At 68.9% G+C, this 23,191-nt stretch carries 21 protein-coding genes; 16 read left to right on the forward strand and 5 right to left on the reverse strand.

What is annotated here, in order from left to right:
* Positions 1-40: 40 nt before the first annotated feature.
* Entirely contained in the window at positions 41-811 is a 771-nt protein-coding gene (locus AB0O34_RS12235) for an IclR family transcriptional regulator (protein ID WP_363915388.1), read from the reverse strand.
* A gap of 136 nt (positions 812-947) precedes the next feature.
* Here AB0O34_RS12235 and betA point away from each other — a divergent pair, with 136 nt between their 5' ends.
* From betA to AB0O34_RS12285, 10 genes are all read left to right on the forward strand, one after another.
* Positions 948-2,594: a choline dehydrogenase gene (betA, locus tag AB0O34_RS12240; protein ID WP_363915389.1), complete on the forward strand. Its 1,647-nt coding sequence runs from the start codon at positions 948-950 to the stop codon at positions 2,592-2,594.
* Positions 2,595-2,603: 9 nt separating this feature from the next.
* A complete protein-coding gene (locus tag AB0O34_RS12245; protein ID WP_363915390.1) occupies positions 2,604-3,395 on the forward strand; it encodes an IclR family transcriptional regulator in 792 nt (263 codons plus the stop codon).
* Positions 3,396-3,571: 176 nt separating this feature from the next.
* On the forward strand, positions 3,572-4,633 hold the full coding sequence (locus tag AB0O34_RS12250; RefSeq protein ID WP_363915391.1) for a glycine betaine/L-proline ABC transporter ATP-binding protein: 1,062 nt from the start codon (positions 3,572-3,574) through the stop codon (positions 4,631-4,633).
* Positions 4,634-4,664: 31 nt separating this feature from the next.
* Positions 4,665-6,644, forward strand: a complete 1,980-nt coding sequence (locus AB0O34_RS12255; RefSeq protein ID WP_363915392.1) for an ABC transporter permease subunit — start codon at positions 4,665-4,667, stop codon at positions 6,642-6,644.
* Between the two features lie 74 nt (positions 6,645-6,718).
* Entirely contained in the window at positions 6,719-7,714 is a 996-nt protein-coding gene (locus tag AB0O34_RS12260; RefSeq protein WP_363915393.1) for an ABC transporter substrate-binding protein, read from the forward strand.
* 190 nt (positions 7,715-7,904) lie between these two features.
* Positions 7,905-10,322, forward strand: coding sequence for an FAD-dependent oxidoreductase (locus AB0O34_RS12265; RefSeq protein WP_363915394.1), 2,418 nt, complete (start codon positions 7,905-7,907; stop codon positions 10,320-10,322).
* Between the two features lie 20 nt (positions 10,323-10,342).
* Positions 10,343-11,545, forward strand: a complete 1,203-nt coding sequence (locus AB0O34_RS12270) for a sarcosine oxidase subunit beta family protein (RefSeq protein ID WP_363915395.1) — start codon at positions 10,343-10,345, stop codon at positions 11,543-11,545.
* 13 nt (positions 11,546-11,558) lie between these two features.
* Complete coding sequence (locus tag AB0O34_RS12275) at positions 11,559-11,807, forward strand: sarcosine oxidase subunit delta (protein ID WP_363915396.1); 249 nt, start codon at positions 11,559-11,561, stop codon at positions 11,805-11,807.
* A complete protein-coding gene (locus AB0O34_RS12280) occupies positions 11,804-14,536 on the forward strand; it encodes a 2Fe-2S iron-sulfur cluster-binding protein (protein ID WP_363915397.1) in 2,733 nt (910 codons plus the stop codon). Before AB0O34_RS12275 ends, AB0O34_RS12280 begins: the two co-directional genes overlap by 4 nt.
* Positions 14,529-15,104, forward strand: coding sequence for a sarcosine oxidase subunit gamma family protein (locus AB0O34_RS12285; RefSeq protein WP_363915398.1), 576 nt, complete (start codon positions 14,529-14,531; stop codon positions 15,102-15,104). Before AB0O34_RS12280 ends, AB0O34_RS12285 begins: the two co-directional genes overlap by 8 nt.
* Here AB0O34_RS12285 and AB0O34_RS12290 read toward each other — a convergent pair.
* Together AB0O34_RS12290 and AB0O34_RS12295 are read right to left on the reverse strand one after the other, a co-directional pair.
* Positions 15,079-15,510, reverse strand: coding sequence for an MmcQ/YjbR family DNA-binding protein (locus tag AB0O34_RS12290; protein WP_363915399.1), 432 nt, complete (start codon positions 15,508-15,510; stop codon positions 15,079-15,081). The two genes, AB0O34_RS12285 and AB0O34_RS12290, sit on opposite strands and share 26 nt — an antisense overlap.
* Before the next feature lie 37 nt (positions 15,511-15,547).
* Positions 15,548-16,159: a hypothetical protein gene (locus AB0O34_RS12295; RefSeq protein WP_363915400.1), complete on the reverse strand. Its 612-nt coding sequence runs from the start codon at positions 16,157-16,159 to the stop codon at positions 15,548-15,550.
* A gap of 222 nt (positions 16,160-16,381) precedes the next feature.
* Between AB0O34_RS12295 and AB0O34_RS12300 the strand changes: the two genes are divergently transcribed.
* On the forward strand, positions 16,382-16,645 hold the full coding sequence (locus tag AB0O34_RS12300; RefSeq protein WP_363915401.1) for a hypothetical protein: 264 nt from the start codon (positions 16,382-16,384) through the stop codon (positions 16,643-16,645).
* A gap of 231 nt (positions 16,646-16,876) precedes the next feature.
* Here AB0O34_RS12300 and AB0O34_RS12305 read toward each other — a convergent pair whose 3' ends face one another.
* Positions 16,877-18,178 (reverse strand): ThuA domain-containing protein, encoded by a 1,302-nt coding sequence (locus AB0O34_RS12305; protein WP_363915402.1) that lies wholly within the window; start codon positions 18,176-18,178, stop codon positions 16,877-16,879.
* A 709-nt stretch (positions 18,179-18,887) separates the two neighbouring features.
* Between AB0O34_RS12305 and AB0O34_RS12310 the strand changes: the two genes are divergently transcribed.
* The 5 genes from AB0O34_RS12310 (at position 18,888) to AB0O34_RS12330 (ending at position 22,256) form a co-directional block, all read left to right on the forward strand.
* Positions 18,888-19,109: a hypothetical protein gene (locus AB0O34_RS12310; protein WP_363915403.1), complete on the forward strand. Its 222-nt coding sequence runs from the start codon at positions 18,888-18,890 to the stop codon at positions 19,107-19,109.
* 319 nt (positions 19,110-19,428) lie between these two features.
* The gene (locus AB0O34_RS12315) at positions 19,429-20,280 is read left to right on the forward strand and encodes a glycerophosphodiester phosphodiesterase family protein (RefSeq protein ID WP_363915404.1); all 852 of its coding nucleotides are present in this window, start codon (positions 19,429-19,431) and stop codon (positions 20,278-20,280) included.
* A 66-nt stretch (positions 20,281-20,346) separates the two neighbouring features.
* A complete protein-coding gene (locus AB0O34_RS12320; RefSeq protein WP_363915405.1) occupies positions 20,347-20,910 on the forward strand; it encodes a S8 family serine peptidase in 564 nt (187 codons plus the stop codon).
* Between the two features lie 222 nt (positions 20,911-21,132).
* Complete coding sequence (locus AB0O34_RS12325; protein WP_363915406.1) at positions 21,133-21,363, forward strand: hypothetical protein; 231 nt, start codon at positions 21,133-21,135, stop codon at positions 21,361-21,363.
* A gap of 359 nt (positions 21,364-21,722) precedes the next feature.
* Complete coding sequence (locus AB0O34_RS12330; protein ID WP_363915407.1) at positions 21,723-22,256, forward strand: RICIN domain-containing protein; 534 nt, start codon at positions 21,723-21,725, stop codon at positions 22,254-22,256.
* 537 nt (positions 22,257-22,793) lie between these two features.
* Here AB0O34_RS12330 and AB0O34_RS12335 read toward each other — a convergent pair.
* Complete coding sequence (locus tag AB0O34_RS12335; RefSeq protein WP_363915408.1) at positions 22,794-23,189, reverse strand: VOC family protein; 396 nt, start codon at positions 23,187-23,189, stop codon at positions 22,794-22,796.
* Between the last annotated feature and the right edge of the window lie 2 nt (positions 23,190-23,191).

A 23,191-nucleotide genomic window follows, 5' to 3' on the forward strand; every position in this document is an offset into this window, starting at 1 on the left:
CAGCCGGGAAGCTCGGCATCGGCCACTGACCGCCCGGCACTCAGCCGGAGAACCCCAGGCGGTGGCTGATGTCGGCGGCGCCGTCGATCAGCACGGGCGCGAGCTCGTGCATGCGCTTGTCGCTGAAGCGGTAGGCGGGCCCGGAGGCGCTGACGGCCGCCACCACCTCTCCGTCGTAGGAGCGGACGGCGGCGGCCATGGCGTTCAGCCCGATCTCGTACTCCTCCAGGGTCACGGCGTACCCGCGCGCCCTGGCCTCGTCGAGCTGGGGCGCCAGCTCGGCGGCCGAGGTGACGGTCGCGGGGGTGAAGCGCTGAAGGCCCGCGGTGGAGAGAAGCTGGTCGCGGTGGCGCTCGTCCAGGTGGGCCAGCAGGACCTTGCCGCTGGAGGTGGCGTGGAGCGGGGTGAGCTGCCCGACCCAGTTGTACGCCGTGACCGCCGACGGGCCGCGCACCTGGTCGAGGTTGACGGCGTAGTGGGAGCGCACGACGGCGATGTTGACGGTCTCGCCGATCTCCTCGGCCAGGCGCCGGCAGACCGGACGGCCCTGCTGGGTGAGGTCGAGGCGGGAGGCAACCCCGCCCGCGAGGCGGATGACGCCGAAGCTCAGCCGGTATTTGCCGCGGTCCTCGGCCTGCTCGACGAGGCTTCTCGCCTCCAGGGCGCCGAGGAGCCGGAAGGCCGTCGACTTGTGGACTCCGATCTCCGCCGCGATCTCGCTGACACCGGCCTCGCCGCGCTGGGAGAGGATCTCCAGCACGCTGATGGCGCGGTCGACCGACTGCACGCCGGCCGAGGAATCGTTGCCCATAGCTGGGGACTGTAGGCGGGAGGGCAGGGTGACGTCCATTTCCGCGATTCGGTCGGGATGGTTGCGCAGAATGCAACGTTGTGCGTCAATCGCTACGAACGAAGTGCAAGCTACCCGTGAGCGAGACGAGGCAGGAATGTACGACTTCGTCATCGTCGGTGGTGGATCGGCCGGAAGCGCGCTGGCGAACCGGCTGTCCGCCGATCCCTCCGTCCGGGTGCTGGTCCTTGAGGCCGGCCGCTCGGACTTCCCCTGGGATGTCTTCATCCACATGCCCGCCGCGCTGATGTTCCCGATCGGCAGCCGGTTCTACGACTGGAAGTACGAGTCCGAGCCCGAGCCCCACATGAACGGCCGCCGCATCTACCACGCGCGCGGCAAGGTGCTGGGCGGGTCGAGCAGCATCAACGGCATGATCTTCCAGCGGGGCAACCCGCTCGACTACGAGCGCTGGGGCGCCGACTCGGGCATGGAGACCTGGGACTACGCGCACTGCCTGCCGTACTTCAAGCGCATGGAGAACGCCACGGCCGACCCGGGCACCGCCTTCCGCGGGCATGACGGGCCGCTCGTGCTCGAACGCGGACCTGCCTCCGGCCCGCTGTTCGACGCCTTCTTCGAGGCCGTGCGGCAGGCGGGGTACCCGCTCACCGACGACGTGAACGGCTTCCGCCAGGAGGGCTTCGCGGCCTTCGACCGGAACATCCGCAAGGGCCGCCGCCTGTCGGCCGCCCGCGCGTACCTGCACCCGGTCAAGCGGCGCCCCAACCTGGAGATCAGGACGCGGGCCTTCGTCACGAAGATCCTCTTCGAGGGGAAGCGTGCCGTCGGCGTCGAGTACAACGGCCAGACCGTACGGGCCGGCGAGGTCATCCTGTGCGGTGGGGCGATCAACTCGCCGCAGCTCCTCCAGCTCTCCGGAGTGGGCGACGCCGCCGAGCTGAAGGCCGTCGGCGTGCGGCCCGTCCACGACCTGCCGGGGGTGGGCATGAACCTCCAGGACCACCTGGAGGTCTACGTCCAGTACGGATGCAAGCAGCCCGTGTCCATGCAGCCCGCGATGAAGTGGCGCAACCGCCCCTGGGTCGGGGCGCGGTGGCTGTTCCTGCGCACGGGCCCCGGGGCGACCAACCACTTCGAGGCGGGCGGCTTCACCCGGAGCAACGAGGACGTCGCCTACCCGAACCTGATGTTCCACTTCCTGCCCGTCGCCGTGCGGTACGACGGCTCGGCTCCGGCGGGCGGGCACGGCTACCAGGTGCACATCGGCCCCATGTACTCCGACGCGCGCGGCTCGGTGAAGATCCGTAGCGCCGACCCCCGGGTGCATCCCGCGCTGCGCTTCAACTACCTGTCGACCGAGCAGGACCGGCGCGAGTGGGTGGAGGCGATCCGCGTCGCGCGGGACATCCTCAACCAGCACGCCATGGACGACTTCAACGCGGGCGAGCTGTCGCCCGGACCCTCGGTCCAGACCGACCAGGAGATCCTCGACTGGGTGGCGCGGGACGGCGAGACCGCCCTGCACCCCTCCTGCACGGCACGTATGGGCGTGGGGGAGGACGCCGTGGTGGACCCGGAGACCATGCGGGTGCACGGCCTGGAAGGGCTGCGCGTGGTCGACGCCTCGGTCATGCCGTACGTCACCAACGGCAACATCTACGCCCCCGTGATGATGGTGGCCGAGAAGTCCGCCGACCTGATCCTCGGCAACACCCCTCTGCCGCCTGAGCACGTCGAGTTCTACCGCCATCCCGGCCGGGCCGGTGCGCCTTCTGAATAGGGTTGTGCCATGGGCAACGATGAACGCGACAGCGCCGGCGTGCAGTCCGTCGACCGCGCGCTGTCGGTTCTGAAACTGCTGGCCCAGCACGGCGAGCTCGGCGTCAGCGAGCTCGCCGCCGAGCTCGGCGTGCACCGCTCGACGGCCTTCCGGCTGCTGGCCACGCTGGAGAACCACGACCTGGTCCACCAGAACGACGAGCGCGGGCGCTACCGGCTCGGCGTCGGCGTCCTGCGGCTCGCGGGCGCGACCACCGCGCGGCTCGACGTCGTGCGGGAGGGACGGCCCGTCGGCACCCGGCTCGCGGCGCAGGTCGGCGAGACCGTCAACATCGCCATTCTCGACCGTGACGAGGCGCTGTACCTCGACCAGATGACCGGCACCTCGGCGCTGCAGGCGCACAACTGGACCGGCCGGCGCATCGCGCTGCACGCCACCTCCAACGGCAAGGTGCTGCTCGCCCACGCCCCCGAGGGGCGGTTCGAGGAGGTCACGGCCGTGGCGCTCGCGCGGTTCACCGAGCGGACCGTCACCGACGCCGCCCGTCTGCGCGAGGAGCTCGACGCGGTGCGCGAGCACGGCTTCGCGACCGCCGTCGACGAGCTGGAGCTGGGCCTGACCGCCGTCGCGGCCCCGGTGTTCGGCGCCGACGGGGCGGTCGTCGCCTCGCTCAGCGCCTCGGGGCCCACCTTCCGGCTGCCCGCCGAGCGGCTCCCGGCCGTCACCGCCCAGGTAGTGGCCGCCGCCACCGAGATCTCTTCACGTCTCGGGTGGTACGGCCGTGCGGGTTTCGGCCAATAAGGGAAACGCGGCAAGCCTTGACGGGGCTGACGCCAGGGTCGATTCTGTTCCTCGTTAAGCATTCCGGTGCGTGATACGCAACCAGAATGCAAATGAGAGGTCCGTGGCAGATCTCTGTCGCGGTGGCAGCTGGAGGGCGTGACCGGCCTCCACCCCCCTCGAACCGCGAGGTGACCATGACCGCGACGTCGCCGGCCGAACTCTCGCAACCCTCCACGGACGAGGAGCCGGTGATCCTCGACGTGCGCGGCTTGTGGAAGGTCTTCGGCCCCCGGGCCGACCGGGTGGCGGGAACGCCGCTCGCGGAGCTCTCACGTGCCGAGCTGAAGGAGCGCACGGGCTGCGTCGCGGCGGTGCGCGACGCCTCGTTCGCTGTACGGAGCGGCGAGGTCTTCGTGGTGATGGGCCTGTCGGGGTCCGGCAAGTCCACGCTCGTACGCTGCCTGACCCGGCTGGTCGAGCCCACCGCCGGCGAGGTGCTGCTGGACGGGACCGACATCCGCAAGGCCGGTGACAAGGAGCTCCGCGAGCTGCGCCGCCGCCGGTTCGCGATGGTCTTCCAGCACTTCGGCCTGCTGCCGCACCGGCGGGTGCTGGACAACATCTCCTACGGCCTTGAGATCCAGGGCATGAAGAAGGACTCCCGCCACCGGCGGGCGACCGAGATGCTCGACCTGGTCGGGCTGGACGGATACGCCGAGTCCTATCCCGACCAGCTCTCGGGCGGCATGCAGCAGCGAGTGGGCCTGGCCCGCGCCCTGGCGGTCGACCCCGAGGTGCTGTTCTTCGACGAGCCGTTCTCGGCCCTCGACCCGCTGATCCGCCGTGACATGCAGAACGAGGTCATCCGCCTGCACCGCGAGGTGGGCAAGACGATGATCTTCATCACGCACGACCTGAGTGAGGCGCTGAAGCTCGGTGACCGCATCCTGGTCATGCGCGACGGCCGGATCGTCCAGACCGGAACGCCGGACGAGGTGGTGGGCGCCCCCGCCGACGACTATGTGCGGGACTTCGTGAGCGAGGTGTCCCGCTCGCACGTGCTGACCCTCAAGTGGATCATGAGGCCGCCCGGCGACGGCGACGCGCTGGACGGCCCCGAGCTGGGTCCCGACGTCGTCATCAGGGACGCCGTCCACACCATCCTGCACGCCGACCGCCCGGTGCGGGTGGTGTCGGACGGTGAGCTGCTCGGCGTCGTCGGAAGCGCCGAGATCCTCGAGGTGATCGCCGAATGAGCGTGCCCGGACGTCGAGGGGTGAGCGCCAGGTGACGGCGACGGTGGCGGTGCGCCGGCCGGTGTGGTCACGCCCGTACCTGCTGGTGGGGATCCTCGCGGCCTGGATCCTGCTGTGGGCCTTCTTCCGGGGGCAGGCCACGCTGCCGCTCGGCGGCGCCGAGCTGACCCCTCTGCACGAGCGGATCAGCGAGGCCGCGAACGCCATCGACGACAGCCGTAACGAGAACCCGTTCTTCCTGTACTTCGTGAACTACATCAGGCTCTTCATCGATGAGTTCGTGAGGTTCGTCCAGGCGCTGATCAGCCAGCAGTCCTTCGGCCGTCCGGTCCCGGTGATCGGGTGGCTCGGCGTCGTCGGCATCGCCACGGCGGTCGCGTGGCTGTACGGGAACCTCAGGGTCGCGCTGCTGACCGTGGCCGGCTTCGTCTCCTTCGGGCTGCTCGGCCTGTGGCGGGAGAGCATGGACACGCTGGCGCTGACGCTGGCCGCCGTCGTGCTGTCGCTGGCCATCGGCATCCCGCTCGGGATCTGGGCGGGGCTGAACGACCGGTTCAACCGCCTCGTCGGCCCGGTGCTCGACTTCATGCAGACGATGCCGACCTTCGTGTACCTCGCGCCGCTCACCCTCTTCTTCCTCATCGGCCCGGCCAGCGCCACCGTCGCGACGATGATCTACGCGATTCCGCCCGCGATCCGCATCACCGCGCACGCGATCAGGGAGGTGCCCGCGACCACCGTGGAGGCGGGCACGTCGCTGGGGTCGACCCCGTGGCAGCTCCTCAGCAAGGTGCGGCTCCCGCTGGCCAAGCGGACCATCATCGTCGGGGTCAACCAGACCATCATGGCCGCGCTGTCCATGGCGACGATCGCCGCGCTCATCGACGCGCCGGGGCTCGGCAAGACCGTGCTCAAGGCGCTGGAGACGCTCGACGTCGGCACGTCGTTCAACGCAGGTCTCGCCATCGTGATCATGGCGATCGTGCTCGACCGGGTGACCTCGGCGGCCGGCCGCCGCGTCGAGACCGCCCACCGCGCGGGCCGCGCCCGCGGGCCGCTCTGGCGCCGCGTCCAGGTGGCCGTGGTGGTGGCCCTCACCGCCGTGCTCGTCTACCTGTCGCACATCTACGTGTGGGCCGCGGAGTTCCCCGACGAGACCGACGTCGGCTCGTACGTCCGCAGGGCCGCCGACGCGGCGAGCCAGTGGGCGCAGGTCAACCTGTACCCCTACACCAACGGCTTCAAGAACCTCGTCACGTACGGCCTGCTCAACCCGTTCGAGGCGGTGCTGACCGGGTCGCCGTGGTGGCTCGTGCTGCTCGTGGTGACCGTGACCGCGCTGGTCCTCGCCACCGTACGGGTCGCGGTCGTCTGCGCCGCCTGCCTCGCCCTGCTGGTGGTGCTCGGGCTGTGGCAGGACAGCATGGTGACGCTGGCCGCGACGCTCGTGGCCACCGTGCTGGTGATGGCGCTGGGCATCGTGGTCGGGGTCTGGATGGGCCGCGACGACCGTGCCGACCGGGTGATACGCCCGGTGCTGGACGCCGGCCAGACCATGCCCGCCTTCGTGTACCTCGTACCGATCCTCGGCCTGTTCGGCGCCACCCGGTTCACGGCGATCATCGCGGCCGTCTTCTACGCGGCGCCCGTCGCGACCAAGCTGGTCGCCGACGGGATCAAGGGCGTCTCCGCGAGCGCGGTCGAGGCCGCGACGGCCGCCGGGTCGAGCACGTGGCAGATCATCTCCAAGGTGCAGGTGCCGATGGCGCGCAGCGCCGTCACCCTCGCCGCGAGCCAGGGGCTCTGCTACGTGCTCGCCATGGTGGTGGTCGGCGGCCTGGTGGGCGCCGGCGCGCTCGGCTACGACGTGGTGTCGGGGTTCTCCCAGCTCCAACTGCGCGGCAAGGGTCTTGCGGCGGGTCTCGCGATCGTCGTGCTCGGCACCATGCTGGCCGCGATCACCAAGACCGCGGCCCGGCGTGCCGACGCCGCCGCCCACGGGCGGCACTAGCGGAATGTTCGGAAAAGGCCCGTCACGGGTGGACATCGGCCGTCGCAGGCGGCTTTCGATACAGGAGGACCCTGGTGAAAGTGGTGAGAGTTTCGAGGATCGCACGGCCGCGGGCGGTGGTGCTCGTGGCGGCCGCCGGCCTCCTCGTCTCCGCGTGCGGTGGCGCGAAGGTGGGAGAGACCCCGTCCGCCTCGGGGGCGGCGGCGCCGTCGGCGAAGGCGTGCGGGGCCGTGAACATCGCGATCAACCCCTGGGTCGGGTACGAGGCCAACGCGGCGGTGATCGCGTACGTGGCCGAGAAGGAGCTCGGCTGCCAGGTCACGAAGAAGGACCTCAAGGAGGAGGTCGCCTGGCAGGGGTTCGCGACCGGCGAGGTCGACGCGGTCGTGGAGAACTGGGGCCACGACGACCTGAAGAAGAAGTACATCGAGGACCAGAAGGTCGCGGTCGAGGCGGGCCCGACCGGGAACAAGGGCATCATCGGCTGGTACGTGCCGCCGTGGATGGCCGAGAAGTACCCCGACATCACCGACTGGAAGAACCTCGACAAGTACGCCGACCTGTTCAAGACCTCCGAGTCCGGTGGCAAGGGACAACTGCTCGACGGCGACCCGTCGTTCGTCACCAACGACGCGGCCCTGGTCAAGAACCTCGATCTCAACTACAAGGTGGTCTACGCCGGCAGCGAGGCGGCACTGATCACAGGGTTCCGCCAGGCCGAGGCCCAGAAGAAGCCGATGATCGGGTACTTCTACGAGCCGCAGTGGTTCCTGTCGGAGGTCAAGCTGGTCAAGGTCAACCTCCCCGAGTACACCGACGGGTGTGACGCCGACGCCGCGAAGGTCGCGTGCGACTACCCGCCGTACGAGCTGGACAAGATCGTGAGCAAGAAGTTCGCCGACGCGGCCGGCCCGGCGTACCAGCTGGTCAAGAACTTCACCTGGACCAACGACGACCAGAACCTCGTGGCGAAGTACATCTCCGAGGACAAGATGTCGCCCGAGGACGCCGCCAAGAAGTGGGTCACCGACAACCCCGACAAGGTGAAGGCCTGGCTCCCCGCGAGCTGACCGTCTCCCCCGCGCCGTCCGCACCGGGCCGATTGTTCCGTGCCGTTTCCTTGACGCCGCGCCCGCACCCCTTCGGCGGGCGCGGCGTTCGCATGTCCTTGTCGCTTCGCGGTCTTGACACCCCTTTCCCGGCGGGTCACGCTTGTTGCGGCAAGCGCACCACGGTTCATCATGCGCAACGGAGGTGGCTATGACGGGCCCCCGGGTCGTCGTCATCGGAGCGGGTGTGGTGGGCGCGGCGCTCGCCGAGGAGCTCTCGGCCAGAGGCTGGGACGACATCACCGTGGTGGACCAGGGCGAGGTCCCCGCGCCCGGCGGTTCGTCCACACACGCGCCTGGCCTGGTCTTCCAGACGAACCCGTCCAAGACCATGACCGAGATGGCGCGCTACACCGTCGAGAAGCTCATGCGGCTCGAATGCTTCCTCCAGGTCGGCGGCCTTGAGGTGGCCACGACGCCGGAGCGGTTCGCGGAGCTGCGCAGGCGGCACGGCTGGGCGACGGCGTGGGGTGTCGAGGCGCGACTCCTGACCACAGAGGAGTGCGTGGAGCGCCACTCGCTCCTCGACCCCGGCCGCGTGCTCGGCGGCCTGTACGTCCCGACCGACGGCATCGCCAAGGCCGTACGCGCCGTCGAGGCGCAGCTCCGGCTCGCCCGTGACCGGGGCGTGCGCGTCCTGGACCGGCACGAGGTGCTGGACATCCGCGTCGAGGACGACCAGGTGACCGCCGTGGTCACCGACAAGGGGGAGATCCCCGCCGACCTCGTCGTCTGCTGCGCGGGCATCTGGGGACCGAAGGTCGCCGGCATGGTCGGGATGACGCTCCCGCTGACCCCGCTCGCTCACCAGCTCGCCTGGACCGGCCCGGTGCCCGCGCTGAGCGGGCAGACCGAGGAGGCGACGCGCCCGATCCTGCGCCACCAGGACGCCGACCTGTATTACCGGGAGCGGTACGACCGGCTGGCCGTCGGCTACTACGGTCACCGCCCGATGCCTGTGCGGCCCGAGGCGATCGTCTCGGTGGGGGAGGCCGAGGTGATGCCGTCGGTGACCCCGTTCACCCCCGACGACTTCGCCGACGCGTGGAACGAGACCCGGTCCCTGCTGCCCCCCGCCAGGGACGCCAAGGTCGAGGAGGGCATCAACGGGCTCTTCTCCTTCACCACCGACAACATGCCACTGCTCGGGCAGTCCGCCGAGGTCAAGGGGTTCTGGGTGGCCGAGGCCGTGTGGGTGACCCACTCGGCGGGCGTGGCCAAGGCGATGGCCGAGTGGCTGGTCGACGGGCACTGCTCCTCGTTCGACCTGCACGAGTGCGACGTGAACCGCTTCGAGCCGCACCAGCTCGCCCCCGAGTACGTCCTGACCCGCGACTGCCAGAACTTCGTCGAGGTCTACGACATCATCCATCCGCTCCAGCCGCCGGAGAACCTCCGCCCGCTGCGCGTGAGCCCCTTCCACCCGCGCCAGCGGGAGCTCGGCGCCTTCTCCCTGGAGGCCTCGGGCTGGGAGCGCCCCCAGTGGTACGGGGCCAACGCCGGGCTGGCCGAAGGCCGGGACATCCCCGTGCCCGGCGACTGGGCGGCGCGCTACTGGTCGCCCATCGTGGGCGCGGAGGCGCAGGCGTCGCGGGAGGGCGTCGCGCTGTACGACATGACAGCGTTGAAGCGGCTGGAGGTCAGCGGGCCGGGCGCGGCGGCGTTCCTCTCCCGCGTCTCCACCGGAGACGTGGAGAAGTCCATCGGTTCCGTGACGTACTGCCTGCTGCTGGACGAGGACGGCGGCATCCGCAGCGACATCACCGTGGCCCGGCTGGGCCGGGACCTTTTCCAGGTCGGGGCCAACGGCAACCTGGACCTCGACTGGCTCACCCGGCACCGGCCCCCGTCGGTGTCCATCCGGGACATCACGCCCGGCACCTGCTGCGTCGGCGTCTGGGGCCCGCGCGCCCGTGACCTGGTCGCCCCGCTCACCGAGGACGACTTCTCGGCCGAGGGGTTCCGCTACTTCCGCGCCAAGCGGGCTTACATCGGCTCCGTGCCGGTGACGGCCCTGCGCCTGTCCTACATCGGCGAGCTGGGCTGGGAGTTCTACACGACCGCCGACATGGGCCTCAAGCTGTGGGACACGCTGTGGGAGGCCGGGCAGGCGTACGACGTGGTCGCGGGCGGGCGCGGGGCGTTCAACAGCCTGCGCCTGGAGAAGGGCTACCGCTCCTTCGGCACCGACATGACCTACGAGCACGATCCGTACGAGGCGGGGCTGGGCTTCGCCGTGAAGATGGACAAGGGCGACTTCGTCGGCAGGGCGGCGCTGGAGGAGCGCAGGGCCTCGGTGAGCCGCCGCCTGACCTGCCTGACCATCGACGACCCCGCGAGCGTGGTGATGGGCAAGGAGCCCGTCTACGACGGTGACGACTGCGTCGGGTACGTCACCAGCGCTGCGTACGGCTACACGATCGGCAAGGGCATCGCCTACGCCTGGCTGTCGGCTGGGCTGTCGACCCCCGGACAGGTGGTCCACATCGGCTACTTCGGCGAGCGCGTCGCCGCCGTCGTGGCGGAGGAACCGCTGTTCGACCCCGCCATGAAGCGGCTGCGCGCATGACCCACGGATCGGGGAGAGCGATGACCGGGCAGGACCGGCTCTGGGACAGCCCCGAGCCCGAGAGCTCCTACGACGTCGTGATCGTCGGCGGCGGCGGGCACGGCATCGCCACGGCCTACTACCTGGCGAAGAACCACGGGATCACCAACGTCGCCGTGCTGGAGAAGGGCTGGCTGGCCGGCGGCAACATGGCGCGCAACACGACCATCATCCGGTCGAACTACCTGTGGGACGAGAGCGCGGGCATCTACGAGCACGCGCTGAAGCTCTGGGAAGGGCTGGAGGAGGACCTCGGCTACGACGTCCAGTTCAGCCAGCGTGGCGTGCTGAACCTCGCCCACGGCCTCCAGGACGTGCGTGACGGCGTGCGCCGCGTCAACGCCAACCGGCTGAACGGCGTCGACGCCGAGTGGCTCGACCCGGCGCAGGTCAAGGAGGTCTGCCCGATCGTCGATATCAGGCAGGACGCCCGGTACCCGGTGCTCGGCGCGACCTACCAGCCCCGGGCGGGCATCGCCAAGCACGATTATGTCGCCTGGGGATACGCGAGGGCCGCCTCCGCGATGGGCGTCCACTTCATCGAGCACTGCGAGGTCACGGGAATCGAGGTCGTGGACGGCCGCGCGCTGGCTGTGCACACTACACGCGGACGCATCGCGGCGGGCCGTGTGGCGATGTCGGCCGCCGGCCACTCGTCGGTCGTGGCGGGGATGGCCGGGCTGCGGTTGCCGGTGCAGAGCCACCCCCTCCAGGCGCTGGTCTCCGAGCTCCTCGAACCCGTGCACCCGACCGTCGTCATGTCGAACGCGGTGCACGTCTACGTCAGCCAGGCGCACAAGGGCGAGCTGGTCATGGGCGCGGGCATCGACACCTACAACTCCTACCGTCAGCGAGGGGCCTTCCACATCATCGAGCGGCAGATGGCGGCGGCGCTGGAGCTGTTCCCCGTCTTCGCCCGCGCGCACGTCCTGCGTACGTGGGGCGGGGTGGTCGACGTCACGCCGGACGCCTCGCCGATCGTCGGGCTCACCCCGGTCGAGGGCCTGTACGTCAACTGCGGCTGGGGCACCGGTGGTTTCAAGGCCACGCCGGGCGTCGGCTGGTGCTACGCGCACACGATCGCGAACGACGAGCCGCACCCGCTCAACGCGCCCTTCACCCTCGAACGATTCACCACGGGCGCGCTCGTCGACGAGCACGGCGCCGCCGCCGTGGCCCACTGAAGGAGCCCGACCGATGTTGCTGATCCCCTGTCCGTGGTGCGGGCCGCGCGACGAGGCCGAGTTCCGGTACGGCGGGCAGGCGCACGTCGCGTACCCCCTGGACCCGGGCGCCCTCACCGACGAGGAGTGGGCGCACTACCTGTTCTTCCGCGACAACCCCAAGGGCGCGTTCGACGAACGGTGGAACCACGCGGCCGGCTGCCGACGCTGGTTCAACCTCACCAGGGACACCGTGACCAACGAGATCGAAGGTTCGCGATGACGCGCCGCCGGGCCGGTCACGAGGGCGAGGTGCTGCGGTTCACCTTCGACGGCAGGCCCTACGAGGGGTACCGGGGGGACACGCTGGCCGCCGCCCTGCTCGCCAATGGCGTGCGGAAGGTCGGGAGCAGCGTCACGCTCGGCCGCCCTCGCGGGATCTTCGGCGCGTGGACCGAGGAGCCGAACGCCGTGGTCCAGATCGAAAAGCCCTTCCCCGAGCCCATGGTGCAGGCCACCACGATCCCGCTGTACGAGGCGCTGGCCGCCACCGGCCTGGCCGGACGGGGAAGGCTGTCCCCCGAGCCCGACCCGGCGCGCTACGACGCCACGCACGCGCACTGCGACGTCCTGGTGGTCGGAGCGGGTCCCGCGGGGCTGATGGCGGCGCTGACCGCCGCCCGCACCGGGGCCCGGGTGATCCTCGCCGACGACCGTTTCCAGCCCGGGGGCAGCCTGCCGGACACCGCCGAGACGGTGGACGGCCGGCCCGGCGCCGAATGGGCACGCGACACGGCCGCCCATCTCACGACTTTTCCTGATGTGCGTGTTCTGTTCCGTACGAGCGTCGTCGGGTACTACGACCACAACTATCTGGTGGCCGTGGAGCGCCGCGGCGAGGACGCCGTGACGCGGGAGCGGGTCTGGCGGATCCGCGCCCGCAGGGTCGTCCTCGCGACGGGCGCGCACGAGCGGCCGATCGCCTTCAGCGGCAACGACCTGCCGGGCGTCATGCTGGCCTCGGCCGCGCGCGCGTACGTGAACCGGTACGGCGTGCTGCCGGGGCGACGGGCGGTGGTCTTCACCACGGGCGACAGCGCGTACGACGCGGCCCGCGACCTGGCGGAGGCGGGCGTGGAGATCGCGGAGATCGCCGACGCCCGGGAGGGCCGGCTCGTCACCGGTGTCGTCGGCGGCCCGGACGACCAGGGCGTACGGGCCGTCCACGTCGGGGGGCGTGAGGTCGAGGCCGACCTGCTGCTCGTCTCCGGCGGCTGGAACCCCGTGGTCCACCTGTTCAGCCAGTCCGGTGGCGAACTCCGCTACGACGAGGCGCTGACAACGTTCGTCCCGGCGCTCACCACCCCGCCCGGACAGGCCGGTCGGGCCGTCCCGGCCGGCCGGTTCTCGCAGGCCGTGGAGGTGGTGGGTTCGGCCCGGGGGGTTTTCACGCCGGCCGGATGCCTGGCCGACGGCGAGGCGGCCGGATCCGGCTCCCCGCTGCCCTCCTATCCCCTACGGGTGGTGGGGGCGGAGCACCTGTGGCTGGTCCCCTCCGGTGACTACTCCGGCCACTTCGTGGACCTGCAACGAGACGTCACCGTGGCCGACCTCCAGCGGGCCACCGGCGCGGGGCTGCGATCGGCCGAGCACGTCAAGCGCTACACGACCGCCGGCACGGCGCACGATCAGGGCAAGACCTCCGGCACGCTGACCAGCGCGGTCATCGCCGGGATGCTCGGGGTCGGCGTCGCGGAGCTCGGCACGACCACGTTCCGCGCGCCGTACGTCCCGGTGTCCTTCGCGACCCTCGCGGGACGCGACCGGGGCGCGCTGCACGATCCCGTACGGGTCACCGCCATCCACGACTGGCACGTGTCCCACGGCGCCCTCTTCGAGAACGTAGGGCAGTGGAAACGGGCCTGGTACTACCCGCGGCCCGGCGAGGACATGACGGCCGCGGTGCTGCGCGAGTGCCGGGCCGTACGGCAGGCCACGGGCGCCATGGACGCCTCCACCCTCGGGAAGATCGACGTCCAGGGCCCCGACTCGGCCGAGCTGCTCGACCGGCTCTACACGAACATGATGAGCACGCTCAAGGTGGGCGCGATCCGGTACGGGGTGATGTGCCGGCCGGACGGCATGGTGTTCGACGACGGCACCGTCATCCGCCTCGCCCCCGACCGCTTCCTGGTGACCACCACCACGGGCAACGCGGCGGCCGTACTCGACTGGATGGAGGAATGGCTGCAGACCGAGTGGCCCGGCCTGCGGGTCCGTTGCACCTCGGTCACCGAGCAGTGGGCGACCGTCGCGCTGGCCGGGCCCGGCTCGCGTGACGTGCTGGCCGGGCTCGCCCCGGACCTCGCGGTGGACACAGAAAGCTTCCCGTTCATGACCTGGCGGGACACCGAGGTCGCGGGCATCGAGGCACGCGTCTGCCGGATCAGCTTCTCCGGCGAGCTGGCCTACGAGATCAACGTCAGCTGGTGGTACGGCCCGGCGCTGTGGGAGGCGATCCAAGCGACCGGCGCGGTCACGCCGTACGGCACCGAGACCATGCACGTCCTGCGGGCCGAGAAGGGGTATCCCATCGTCGGCCAGGACACCGACGGCACGGTGACGCCCGCCGACCTCGGCATGGACTGGGTCGTGTCCAAGAAGAAGGCGGACTTCATCGGCAGGCGGTCGTTCGCCCGTCCCGACGCCGTACGGCCCGACCGCCGGCACCTGGTGGGGCTGGTGCCCGAGGATCCCGGCACGCTCCTCCCCGAGGGCACGCAGCTCGTCGCCTTCGACCGGCTTCCTGAGCCCCCTGTGCCCATGCTCGGCCATGTGACCTCCAGCTACCGCAGCGCGGCGCTGGGCCGCACCTTCGCGCTCGCCCTCGTGAGCGGCGGCAGGGACCGGATCGGCGAGCGCCTGTACGCGCCGGTCGGCGACCGCCTGATCCCGGTGACGGTCACCCACCACGTCCTCTACGACCCCGAGGGAGCCCGCCGCGATGGCTGACCCAGCGACCCCTGACGCAGCGACCCCTGACCGGGTGAACCCACGTGCCGGGCATCGGGAGATGGTCGAGCGCGTGAGTCCGCTGGCCGGGTTCCAGGGCGTGTCGGACGCTCGGGTCCGCGTGCGGGAGATCCCGTTCCTGCGGCAGACCAACGTGCGCGTCGACCCCGCCCGGGTCCCGCCCTCCTTCGGGCTGCGGCTGCCGGTCGAGCCGGGGACGTGGCTGCGTTCGGGGGAGACCGACGTGCTGTGGCTCGGCCCCGACGAGTGGCTGGCCATCGGAGATCTCGACCTTCCCCGCTCGGAGGACGTGGCCGTGACCGACGTCTCGGCACAGCGGACGACCCTCCTGGTGGCAGGGCCGGGCGCGCGTGATCTGCTGGCGCACGGATGCTCCCTCGACCTGCACCCGTCGGTGTTCAGGCCGGGCAGCTGTGCCCAGACCATGCTGGCGCGGGCACAGGTCGTACTGGTCGCCCGCGAGGACGACGAGTTCTGGGTGCTGGTGCGCGCGTCCTTCGCCCGCTATCTCGCCGACTGGATCATCGACGCGGCCGTCGACTACTGAACCCGCTGTCCACAGGTCGAGTACCTCGCGGGCGACCTCGTCCACAGGACGGCCGTCGTTGTGGACGACGGCGTTCGCCGGCGCCGCGCTGCTCCTCCACCCAGTCGCACGCCAGGACGGCGTCCGGCACGTCGTCGGAGAACGGGACCGTGACCCACCCTGCCCTGCCGAGGCCGTGCCCCGTGGGGGTGGCACCCGGCAGGTTGAGCGCGTGCCCGTTCGACTCGCGCAGCTTCACGGAGAACCTGGGCTCCCACTTGTCGGTCTCCTCGTCCGGCCCCAGGAAGACGAAGATCTTCTTGTTGACCTTGACGACGCTCTCGCCCCACGGGAAGTCCTCGTAGGCCCCCGGGAGGCCGAGGGCGAACTCGCGCACCCGCTCACGAGTCTCCTGCCATTGGCTCATGACCCAATTGTGGTGGCCGAGGGTGCCGTCGGACCGCTCAGGTCGCGCGTTCCCTGCCTTCCGCGAAGAAGGCCTGAAGGTCAGGAAGGTCGCTGAGGGGGCGCGCCGCGCCGAAGGGCGCGTTCCAGAAGTCACCGCTCCCCGGCTCCCACGGGCTGACATAGGCATAGGGGACATCGAGGTAGCCGTCACCCGGCGAGACGCCATAGCCGACCTTGTCGAGCGTTATGCCGAGGTCGAAATGCTCGGGCCACAGCACTGGCGTGGCCTCGGGGGCGAACGCGCGCAACGCCTGATCGCCCAGGGCCAGGCTCTTCTCCAGGTGCTCGGCGGCGGCGGCGTCCACGGTCAGGATGTCGTCCAGCGAAGCCCCCGAGCCGTCGGTGTACAGATTCTCCGGGGCGCCGGCACCCGCACCGGTCTCCCTGCCCAGATCATCGAAGGATCTCCCGTCCAGCGGCAGGCGTTCGCTTCCCACCACCAGCTCGTTCCCATCGACGCGCAGGTCCGGATCGGTGACCGTCGCGAACCCTCCCGGCGTGACCCGGAGACGGATTGTCCCGCTCTGCCGGTACTGCGGCCCCGCCATGATCAACTCTGCGACCGCGTGGAGGGACCTCCGCGTCGCCGTCAGCTCGTTCGCGTTCATGCGTACAGCGTGATCGAGCGACGACCGGCCCGCCACATCGGGGTGTGGAAACCTCGCTCGCATTGGCCACTCACGGCCGTAACTACTAGCTGTAATTGAATGACCACGTCAAGTTCCCTAACCTTGGCGTGTGGCCATCCCCCCGAGCCGATCGTCGGCTTTAGCCGCCTGGAATGGGCGGCTTCCGGTATTCCCGTCAACTGTCCGCGTGGGTGACAGACCATGCCGGTGACGCTGGCGGAGCTGCGGGCGAAGTACGGCAGGCACTGGCTGGTCTCCGACGCGGTCGGCGGCGGGTGGTACGCCGTGCGCCGTCACGGCATCTCTCGCGAACTCCTCCAACGCGGGCTCTGCAACGTGCGGTGCGCGGCCACGCTGGACGGGCTCGCGGCCCGCATGGCGGCCGAGACGCAACTGGAGGACCGCCTACTGCGAGGCTCCGAGGCCTCCGGCCGCCTCCCGGAGGCCTTTCCCCCGGGAACATGACAGCCCGTCCATCAGCACTGCTGATCTCTGTCAACCACCCGGGGCCGTCTCCAGATGACCGCCACGCCGAAGCTCATCGATGAACGGCTTCAGCGGGCCGTCTTCGAGGTCTTCGTCGTTGATGTCGTCGTTTGGTCCTTGTCGATGATGACCGCGTTCTCCCGCAGTTCGGTCGTCGTGATGCCCCGAGGCTCCCGCGCCTCGGAACCACTCCGGTTCACGGACGCCGCCTCAGCTCTGTGCGACCAGCCGGTAGGACTGGGCGGCCGTGCCGTTGCACGTGTACTGGACGAGTTGGACCCCATTGGCGGTCGAGGCGGCGGGGACGTCGAGGCACTTGCCGCTGTTGCGGTTGACGAAGTGGTAGTAGCCACCACCCTCGGACACCGGCTGCCACTGCTGGTTGTTGCCGCCACCGTACGTCCAGGTCTGGATCGGGGCGTTGTCGGCGGTCGACACGTTGGTCACGTCGAGCGCCTGGGCGCTGTTGCCGCGGTTGTTGACGCGGACGAAACTCCCGCTCGTCGGCGCGAACTGGTACTGCTGAGCGTTGGTCACGTTGCAGGTGTACTGCTGGATCGCGGTTCCGTTGGTCGTGCCAGCCGCGCGGGCGTCGACGCACTTGCCGCTGCCCTTGTTGACGACGGAGTACCACGTCGTCGGGGAGATCGGTTCTGTCGTGGGAGGTGTGGTGCCGCCCGCGTCGGCCAGCCAGAGCAGGCCGTTGATCAGCCACTGGTTCTGCTGGGCGCTCGCGAAGGTCGACGACGTACGTGTGTTCGTGGAGTAGTTCATCCCGTTGTGGCCGAAGTTGGCGTACAGCATCTTGTACTTGGTGTTCGTCCACATGACCGGGTAGAAGCCGCTGCGCCACTGCTGGTTCGGGTCGGTGCCGACCGGGAAGCTGGAGGCGTCGATCGACGCCAGGATGTCGATGTCGGGGTTCTGTCGCAGGTCGCGGCTCCACGAGTACCACTCGCTCACCGAGGACTGGATGGTCGCCGGCAGTCCCGCCGTGGACGGGTGGCCGCGATCCTCGATCTTCAGGGTCTCGGCGGTCGGTCCCCAGGTGTTCGTCTGGAACGCGCCCGAGCCCAGGAGGGTGTTGTAGTACCAGCTCCATGAGTTGGGGTCAGTGGTGAACGCGCTGACATGGAAGCCCATCCAGGCTCCGCCGTTCTGCATGTACGTCTGGAACGCGGCGCGCTGGCTCGCGGGCGGGGCGTCGTCCAGGAACATGATGACCTTGTACTGCGACAGGCCCGCGGCGCTGAGGCGGCTCCAGTCGGTCGTCGCCTCCCAGGTGAAGCCGTACTGGGCGCCGGCCGTGGGGAACCATTCCCTGGCCTCTTTGTCGAAGTCGATGTGCGCGGCGTCCCAGGTGCCGTTGTAGAAGGCGAGAACCTTGAACGGGGCGGCGGCGGCCTGCTTGGTGACGGCGCCGCCGGCAGGGCTGACGGCGAAGCCGATGGAGGCCGCGACGGTGACGCCGAAGAGTACGGCGAGGGAGCGTTTCACGAAATGTCTGGGCACAGGGATCCTTCAGCGGTGGGGGTGACTGGTGCCGAGAGTGGTGATGGCCGCCGGTGCCGTGGCCTGCCATGCGTACGTGCCGACGGGCGACCCGCCTCCTTGCCATGGTGGGACGGGCCACCGAAAGGTCCTTTCTTTAAGAAAGTTTACTAACAGTAGGCTCGCGCTGAGGTTACGATCAGCCGGTCCCGCTGTCAATGGCGGGGTCAGAATGGCGTGACGGAGCGGCAGGGACTCGGCACGCCGCGAGGGTGAAAGGACGCTCGCGTTCACGACGCCCGACGGCCGCGAGGCTGCTCCTGCTCGGCTGAGAGGGGTGAGACAACGGCGTGGAAGCGGTTTCGCGTCGCTCTTCCCGGGAGTCCGCGTTGCCAATTTCCTTGCCTGTCATTTTCCGTCCCTGTGGCACCGCATTGAAACCCGCAGGGAAGTGCCATCCAAGCTGCCGTCGGCGGTACGACTCTTCGGCTCGAAGGCCCGCAGCGGCTAGCTGGGATACAATGCCGCATTTATATGATAAATGAGGATGATCCCATTTATGGAGTTATGTGGCAAAAATAATGTTTTGCCGCTGGCTGGGAGATTTCGTGTGATGCCGCGATTAGTCTGAGGGATGTCAGCGCCGCATCGGCGTATCCCGGGACCCGGATCCGACGCTCGTCATCCCCGTCAATCGGGGGTTCGGCCTCACCTCAGGGAGTGATCTCTGATGCTCAAGCGTTTGCTCTTCGCCGTCGTGCTGGCGGCGTCCACGATCCTCGTCACCGGAACCGTCACCGGCACCGCGCAGGCCTCCGCGCCGAACATCTGCTCCTCGGCCCAGCCCAATCCCGGCCTGTGCAAGTGGAGAGATGACGGCTGCTACTACTGCTACGACTACAGGACCGCGAGGTGGGAGCAGCAGTATTGCAACGGCGGCTCCGATGAGTAGCCGCATCGGCGGCTAGCCCCGATGGACAACGGCAGCCCTGCGAAGCACTGCCTCGCGGGGCTGCTCAGAGCGCACCCTTCCTTGATCGACTTCCGTTGGTGTCCGCCAGGTCGAATGCTGCCGCACGTACGTGCTCGTGGCCCGCTTACCCAGAAACGAGTGTCCGGTAGCTACTGCCCGTGCTACGGCGGTTCCTGATTCCCAGCCGCAGATCAAATCCTCATTTATGCGGCATTCATGGGTTACTCATGCGTCAACTATTCGTCGCGGATAAATGTCAGATTTGGGCGAAGGTGTCTGACTAAGCCTGAGGAGACCCATGTTGCGACGACTCGGCCTCACCCTCACGTCCACGCTGGTGGCCCTGACAGCGGCCGTCCCCACTGCGACCGCCGCACCGACGGCCACGATCATCAATGTCGCTCACCGGGGGGCGTCCGCGCAGGCCCCGGAGAACACCATCGCCGCCTTCAAGCTGGCGGAACAGCAGCATGCCGACATGTTCGAGCTCGACATCCGGGAGACCAAGGACCACCAGTTGGTCGTCATGCACGACAAGACGCTCACCCGTACCACCAACGTCGCAAGGGTCTTCCCAGACCGGGCGCCCTGGCGGGTCGGCGACCTCACCCTCGCCGAGATCCAGAAGCTGGACGCGGGCTCCTGGTTCGCCCGGAAATACAGCGGTGAACGGGTGCCCACGCTCGCGGAAACGCTGCACGCGATGGACGGAAACCGGCTCGGCCTGCTGCTGGAGATCAAGTCGCCCACGCTCTCCCCGGGCATCGAGGCCCGCGTCGCCCGCGAGCTGCGGCAGAACCCCTCATGGCTGCGCCCCGGCCGGCTCGTCGTGCAGTCATTCAACTGGGACTCGATGCGAAAGCTCCACCAGGAAATGCCGGAAGCGTCCATCGGCCTGCTCGGCACGCCGACCCCCGCCCAGATCCCGGAACTCGCCAAGTTCGCCGGCTACATCGACACGCCGTACAAGCGGCTCACCTCGGAGTACGTCCAAGGCGTCCATCGTCACCACATGAAGCTCTTCGCCTACACCGTGGACGACCCCGACATCATGCGCCGCCTCATCTCCGACCAGGTGGACGGCGTCATCACCAACAGGCCCAACGTGATACACCCGCTTGTCCAGCCCCGCGCGACAGGACCGTCTTGACAGCGCGCCCTGAGCCAGAGGCATCCGCTTCAGGAAGGCGATTGCGATCACAGTCGCCTAGGTCTGTTGACCTGCGGCTACGTGGGGTGGGCCACCAAGCAGGGCGTCGTCAACGTCGCTGCGGCGGGCAACTCCAACTACGACATGGCCAACAAGACCGTGGACACGGGCAGCCCCAACGACGCGCCGAAGCCGACCGTGCGCACGATCAACAACCGCTGCAACGACATTCCGGCTGAGCTCGACGGTGTCGTGACGGTCGCGTCCCTGCAGCGCGTGGGCACCACACTGGACAGCGTCCGGTCGTCCTTCTCCAACTACGGCCTCGGCAAGATCGACGTCGCGGCTCCCGGCTCGTCGATCTACTCGACAACGTGGAACACCCGGACGGGGGCCGACGGCTACGGCACCAAGAGCGGTACGTCGATGGCCAGCCCACACGTCGCCGGCGTCATGGCACAGATGAAGTCGGCGCACCCGTCCTGGTCGCCGGCCCAGATGATCAGCGAGCTCAAGGCGCGGGCCGAATCCAAGCCGTGCCCGCAGAACACCGCGTCCTGCACCGGCACCGTCGACGACAACAGCTTCTTCGGCGCTGGTGTCGTCCACGCCCTCGCAGTCATCAAATGAACTGACCCTGGTATCACCTAAGTGACACCACCGCGCTGGGCCTGCACCGTCATGAGGGTGCAGGCCCAGCGCCATACAAGCCGTTCGGTGGTCCTCTGGGTGAAGGAGGCGACGGGCCGGTGAGCGTGGCGGCCTTCATCGCTTCCCAGAAGCCCGATCACGACATCCCCCACGTGTGCTGACCTGCCGAGCCTTGGGCGTGTCGCAGGCCTGCTTCTACAAATGGTGCGACCGGAAGCCAAGGGACAGGCGCCCGCGGTACCGCTCCCGTTCGCTCAGCTGCACGACCTTCGTCACATCCACGCGACCACGCTTCTCCTCGCAGGCGCGCTGGGGCACGTGGTCGCCGCTCGGCTCGGCCATGCCGACCCCGTGATCACGCTGACGGTGTACCGGACGGCAGAAGCGTCGGCGGCCGATGTCTTCGCTCAAGCGCTGAAGCCGGCCCCGTAGGCCGCCGTTAGCAGAAGTGTTAGCAAACACCCTCGGATGAAGGTCAGTCCAAGGGTGTTTTCGCTGGTGGGCCGCCAGGGACTAGAACCCCCGAACCTACGGATCAAAGCTCGGACGATCATGGTTCCAGGCAGTTCAATGCAGGTCAGCGGGTTTATGGGGCCCGCTCTGAACGGTCCTGGATCACCCTGAACTGCAACCCGAACTGCAACCCGGATGCCCGACAACCGTCACAGCTTCGTGTCTCTGGCTGGCATCACATTCCGACGCGCAGAAGGCGTATACACGGAGTGATTGATCAATGACTGCAGGTCATGACATGGTGCTTGAGTCTTGATCAACTCTCCTGGGAGGCAACTATGCTTGCTCGCCGTCTGCTAGCCGTCGCCGTCATCTCTGCCGCAGTAGGCGCGGTCACCACCCTGCCCGCCGTGGCCTCCGCTCGACAGCCCGCCGGCCGCACCGCCCCGGCCGGGCCCCCAATGTGCGTCGACGTCAGCAACAACCGTGGCAACGGCACCCTGATGTACCAGTGGCAGTGCGACAGCAACAACACCAACCAGAAGTTCGTCATCGAGGACGGCCTCATCAAGGTGGAAGACACCATCGGCAAGAGCCAGGTGATGTGCCTCGACTCCTCCAACGGCCGCACCAACGGCACCCGGGTCTACCAGTGGCAGTGCCTGGGAAACGCTAACCAGCTCTGGGTCATTCGGAGAGGCGCGATCATCCTCAAATCCACCCTCCACTCGGGCAACCGCCTATGCCTGGACGCCACCAACGGCCGCGGCAACGGCACCAAGGTGTACCTGTGGCAGTGCGACAGCAACAACACCAACCAGAAGTTCGTGATCGACGACGGCCAGATCAAGATCAAGGACACCCTGTCCTGATCTCTCGTCACGTCCGGCACCTTCACGATGTACCGCAGGGCATCAGCGGCAGGCAGGACAGCAACCGGTTCCCCGGTGGGCCGGGGCTGAGACATCCGACGGGCGGGGCGTGTCAAGTCGGTTGGAGAGTGCCAAAGACCAGAGGAACGGCACGCGGTGGTCTGTAGCGCTTGCTCTGGGTCTTCGGCAGCGTGAAGCTCTCGGGCGGCGGCGGAAGTACGTCGACCTGGAGAAGGGCGTTATCCGCGTCTTCTGGCAGATCAAGCGGCAGCGCTTCCGGCACGGGTGCGAACGACTGTCCAAAGGCCAAGAGGGGGTCAACTAGTACGGATGTACCTGAGATTCGGCCTCTCCGTCTCGTGCCCAGTGGCCCCGGTCCCCTCGGCCTGTGCACCCTCCGCGCCCTCCGAGACGGTGGACCGGGCTGACGAATGAAGCCCCGACCTTCGATCGCCGTCAACCGGTTCGGTGATCAGCCACAGCGCGATCGCGACCTGTATGGGTGCGGTGGCTGACCCGTAGCTAGTCACGCTTGGGTCAGATCAGGCCCTGGTCGGTCCAGATGACGCCCTTGTTGCGGCACAGGCAGAAGGGGTGGCCAATCGGGTCGGTGTAGACTCGCCAGCCGTAGCCGTCGGGGCCGATGAAGTCCTGCTGCAGCTTCGCGCCGAGGTCGAGGACGCGGCGCTGCTCGGACTCGATCTCGTCCACCTCGAAGTCGAGGTGGAACTGCTTGGGGTGCTCGCTGTCGGGCCACTGCGGAGCGCGGTAGTCGTCCACCCGGATGAAGGCCAGCTCGACCTCGCCGAACTTGATGCCAGCCCAGTTCTCGTGGCTGCTTTCCTTGATCGGACGGCCCGTCACCTCGGGGTAGAAGGCCGCCAGCTTCATCGTGTCCGGGCAGTCGATGATGAAATCGGTGAGTCGCAGCATCC

The organism is Sphaerisporangium sp. NPDC088356 (genome assembly GCF_040685555.1).
Lineage (GTDB): Bacteria > Actinomycetota > Actinomycetes > Streptosporangiales > Streptosporangiaceae > Sphaerisporangium.

Excerpts from the sequence above, each read along its gene's own strand:
- AB0O34_RS12285 (WP_363915398.1), top strand. The coding sequence starts at position 14,529 with ATGGCTGACCCAGCGACCCCTGACGCAGCGACCCCTGACCGGGTGAAC.
- AB0O34_RS12330 (WP_363915407.1), top strand. The coding sequence starts at position 21,723 with ATGCTTGCTCGCCGTCTGCTAGCCGTCGCCGTCATCTCTGCCGCAGTA.
- AB0O34_RS12300 (WP_363915401.1), top strand. The coding sequence starts at position 16,382 with ATGCCGGTGACGCTGGCGGAGCTGCGGGCGAAGTACGGCAGGCACTGG.
- AB0O34_RS12270 (WP_363915395.1), top strand. The coding sequence starts at position 10,343 with ATGACCGGGCAGGACCGGCTCTGGGACAGCCCCGAGCCCGAGAGCTCC.
- AB0O34_RS12275 (WP_363915396.1), top strand. The coding sequence starts at position 11,559 with ATGTTGCTGATCCCCTGTCCGTGGTGCGGGCCGCGCGACGAGGCCGAG.
- AB0O34_RS12245 (WP_363915390.1), top strand. The coding sequence starts at position 2,604 with ATGGGCAACGATGAACGCGACAGCGCCGGCGTGCAGTCCGTCGACCGC.
- AB0O34_RS12265 (WP_363915394.1), top strand. The coding sequence starts at position 7,905 with ATGACGGGCCCCCGGGTCGTCGTCATCGGAGCGGGTGTGGTGGGCGCG.
- AB0O34_RS12310 (WP_363915403.1), top strand. The coding sequence starts at position 18,888 with ATGCTCAAGCGTTTGCTCTTCGCCGTCGTGCTGGCGGCGTCCACGATC.
- AB0O34_RS12315 (WP_363915404.1), top strand. The coding sequence starts at position 19,429 with ATGTTGCGACGACTCGGCCTCACCCTCACGTCCACGCTGGTGGCCCTG.
- AB0O34_RS12235 (WP_363915388.1), bottom strand. The coding sequence starts at position 811 with ATGGGCAACGATTCCTCGGCCGGCGTGCAGTCGGTCGACCGCGCCATC.
- AB0O34_RS12250 (WP_363915391.1), top strand. The coding sequence starts at position 3,572 with ATGACCGCGACGTCGCCGGCCGAACTCTCGCAACCCTCCACGGACGAG.
- AB0O34_RS12335 (WP_363915408.1), bottom strand. The coding sequence starts at position 23,189 with ATGCTGCGACTCACCGATTTCATCATCGACTGCCCGGACACGATGAAG.
- AB0O34_RS12325 (WP_363915406.1), top strand. The coding sequence starts at position 21,133 with ATGGTGCGACCGGAAGCCAAGGGACAGGCGCCCGCGGTACCGCTCCCG.
- AB0O34_RS12295 (WP_363915400.1), bottom strand. The coding sequence starts at position 16,159 with ATGAACGCGAACGAGCTGACGGCGACGCGGAGGTCCCTCCACGCGGTC.
- AB0O34_RS12290 (WP_363915399.1), bottom strand. The coding sequence starts at position 15,510 with ATGAGCCAATGGCAGGAGACTCGTGAGCGGGTGCGCGAGTTCGCCCTC.
- betA (WP_363915389.1), top strand. The coding sequence starts at position 948 with ATGTACGACTTCGTCATCGTCGGTGGTGGATCGGCCGGAAGCGCGCTG.
- AB0O34_RS12280 (WP_363915397.1), top strand. The coding sequence starts at position 11,804 with ATGACGCGCCGCCGGGCCGGTCACGAGGGCGAGGTGCTGCGGTTCACC.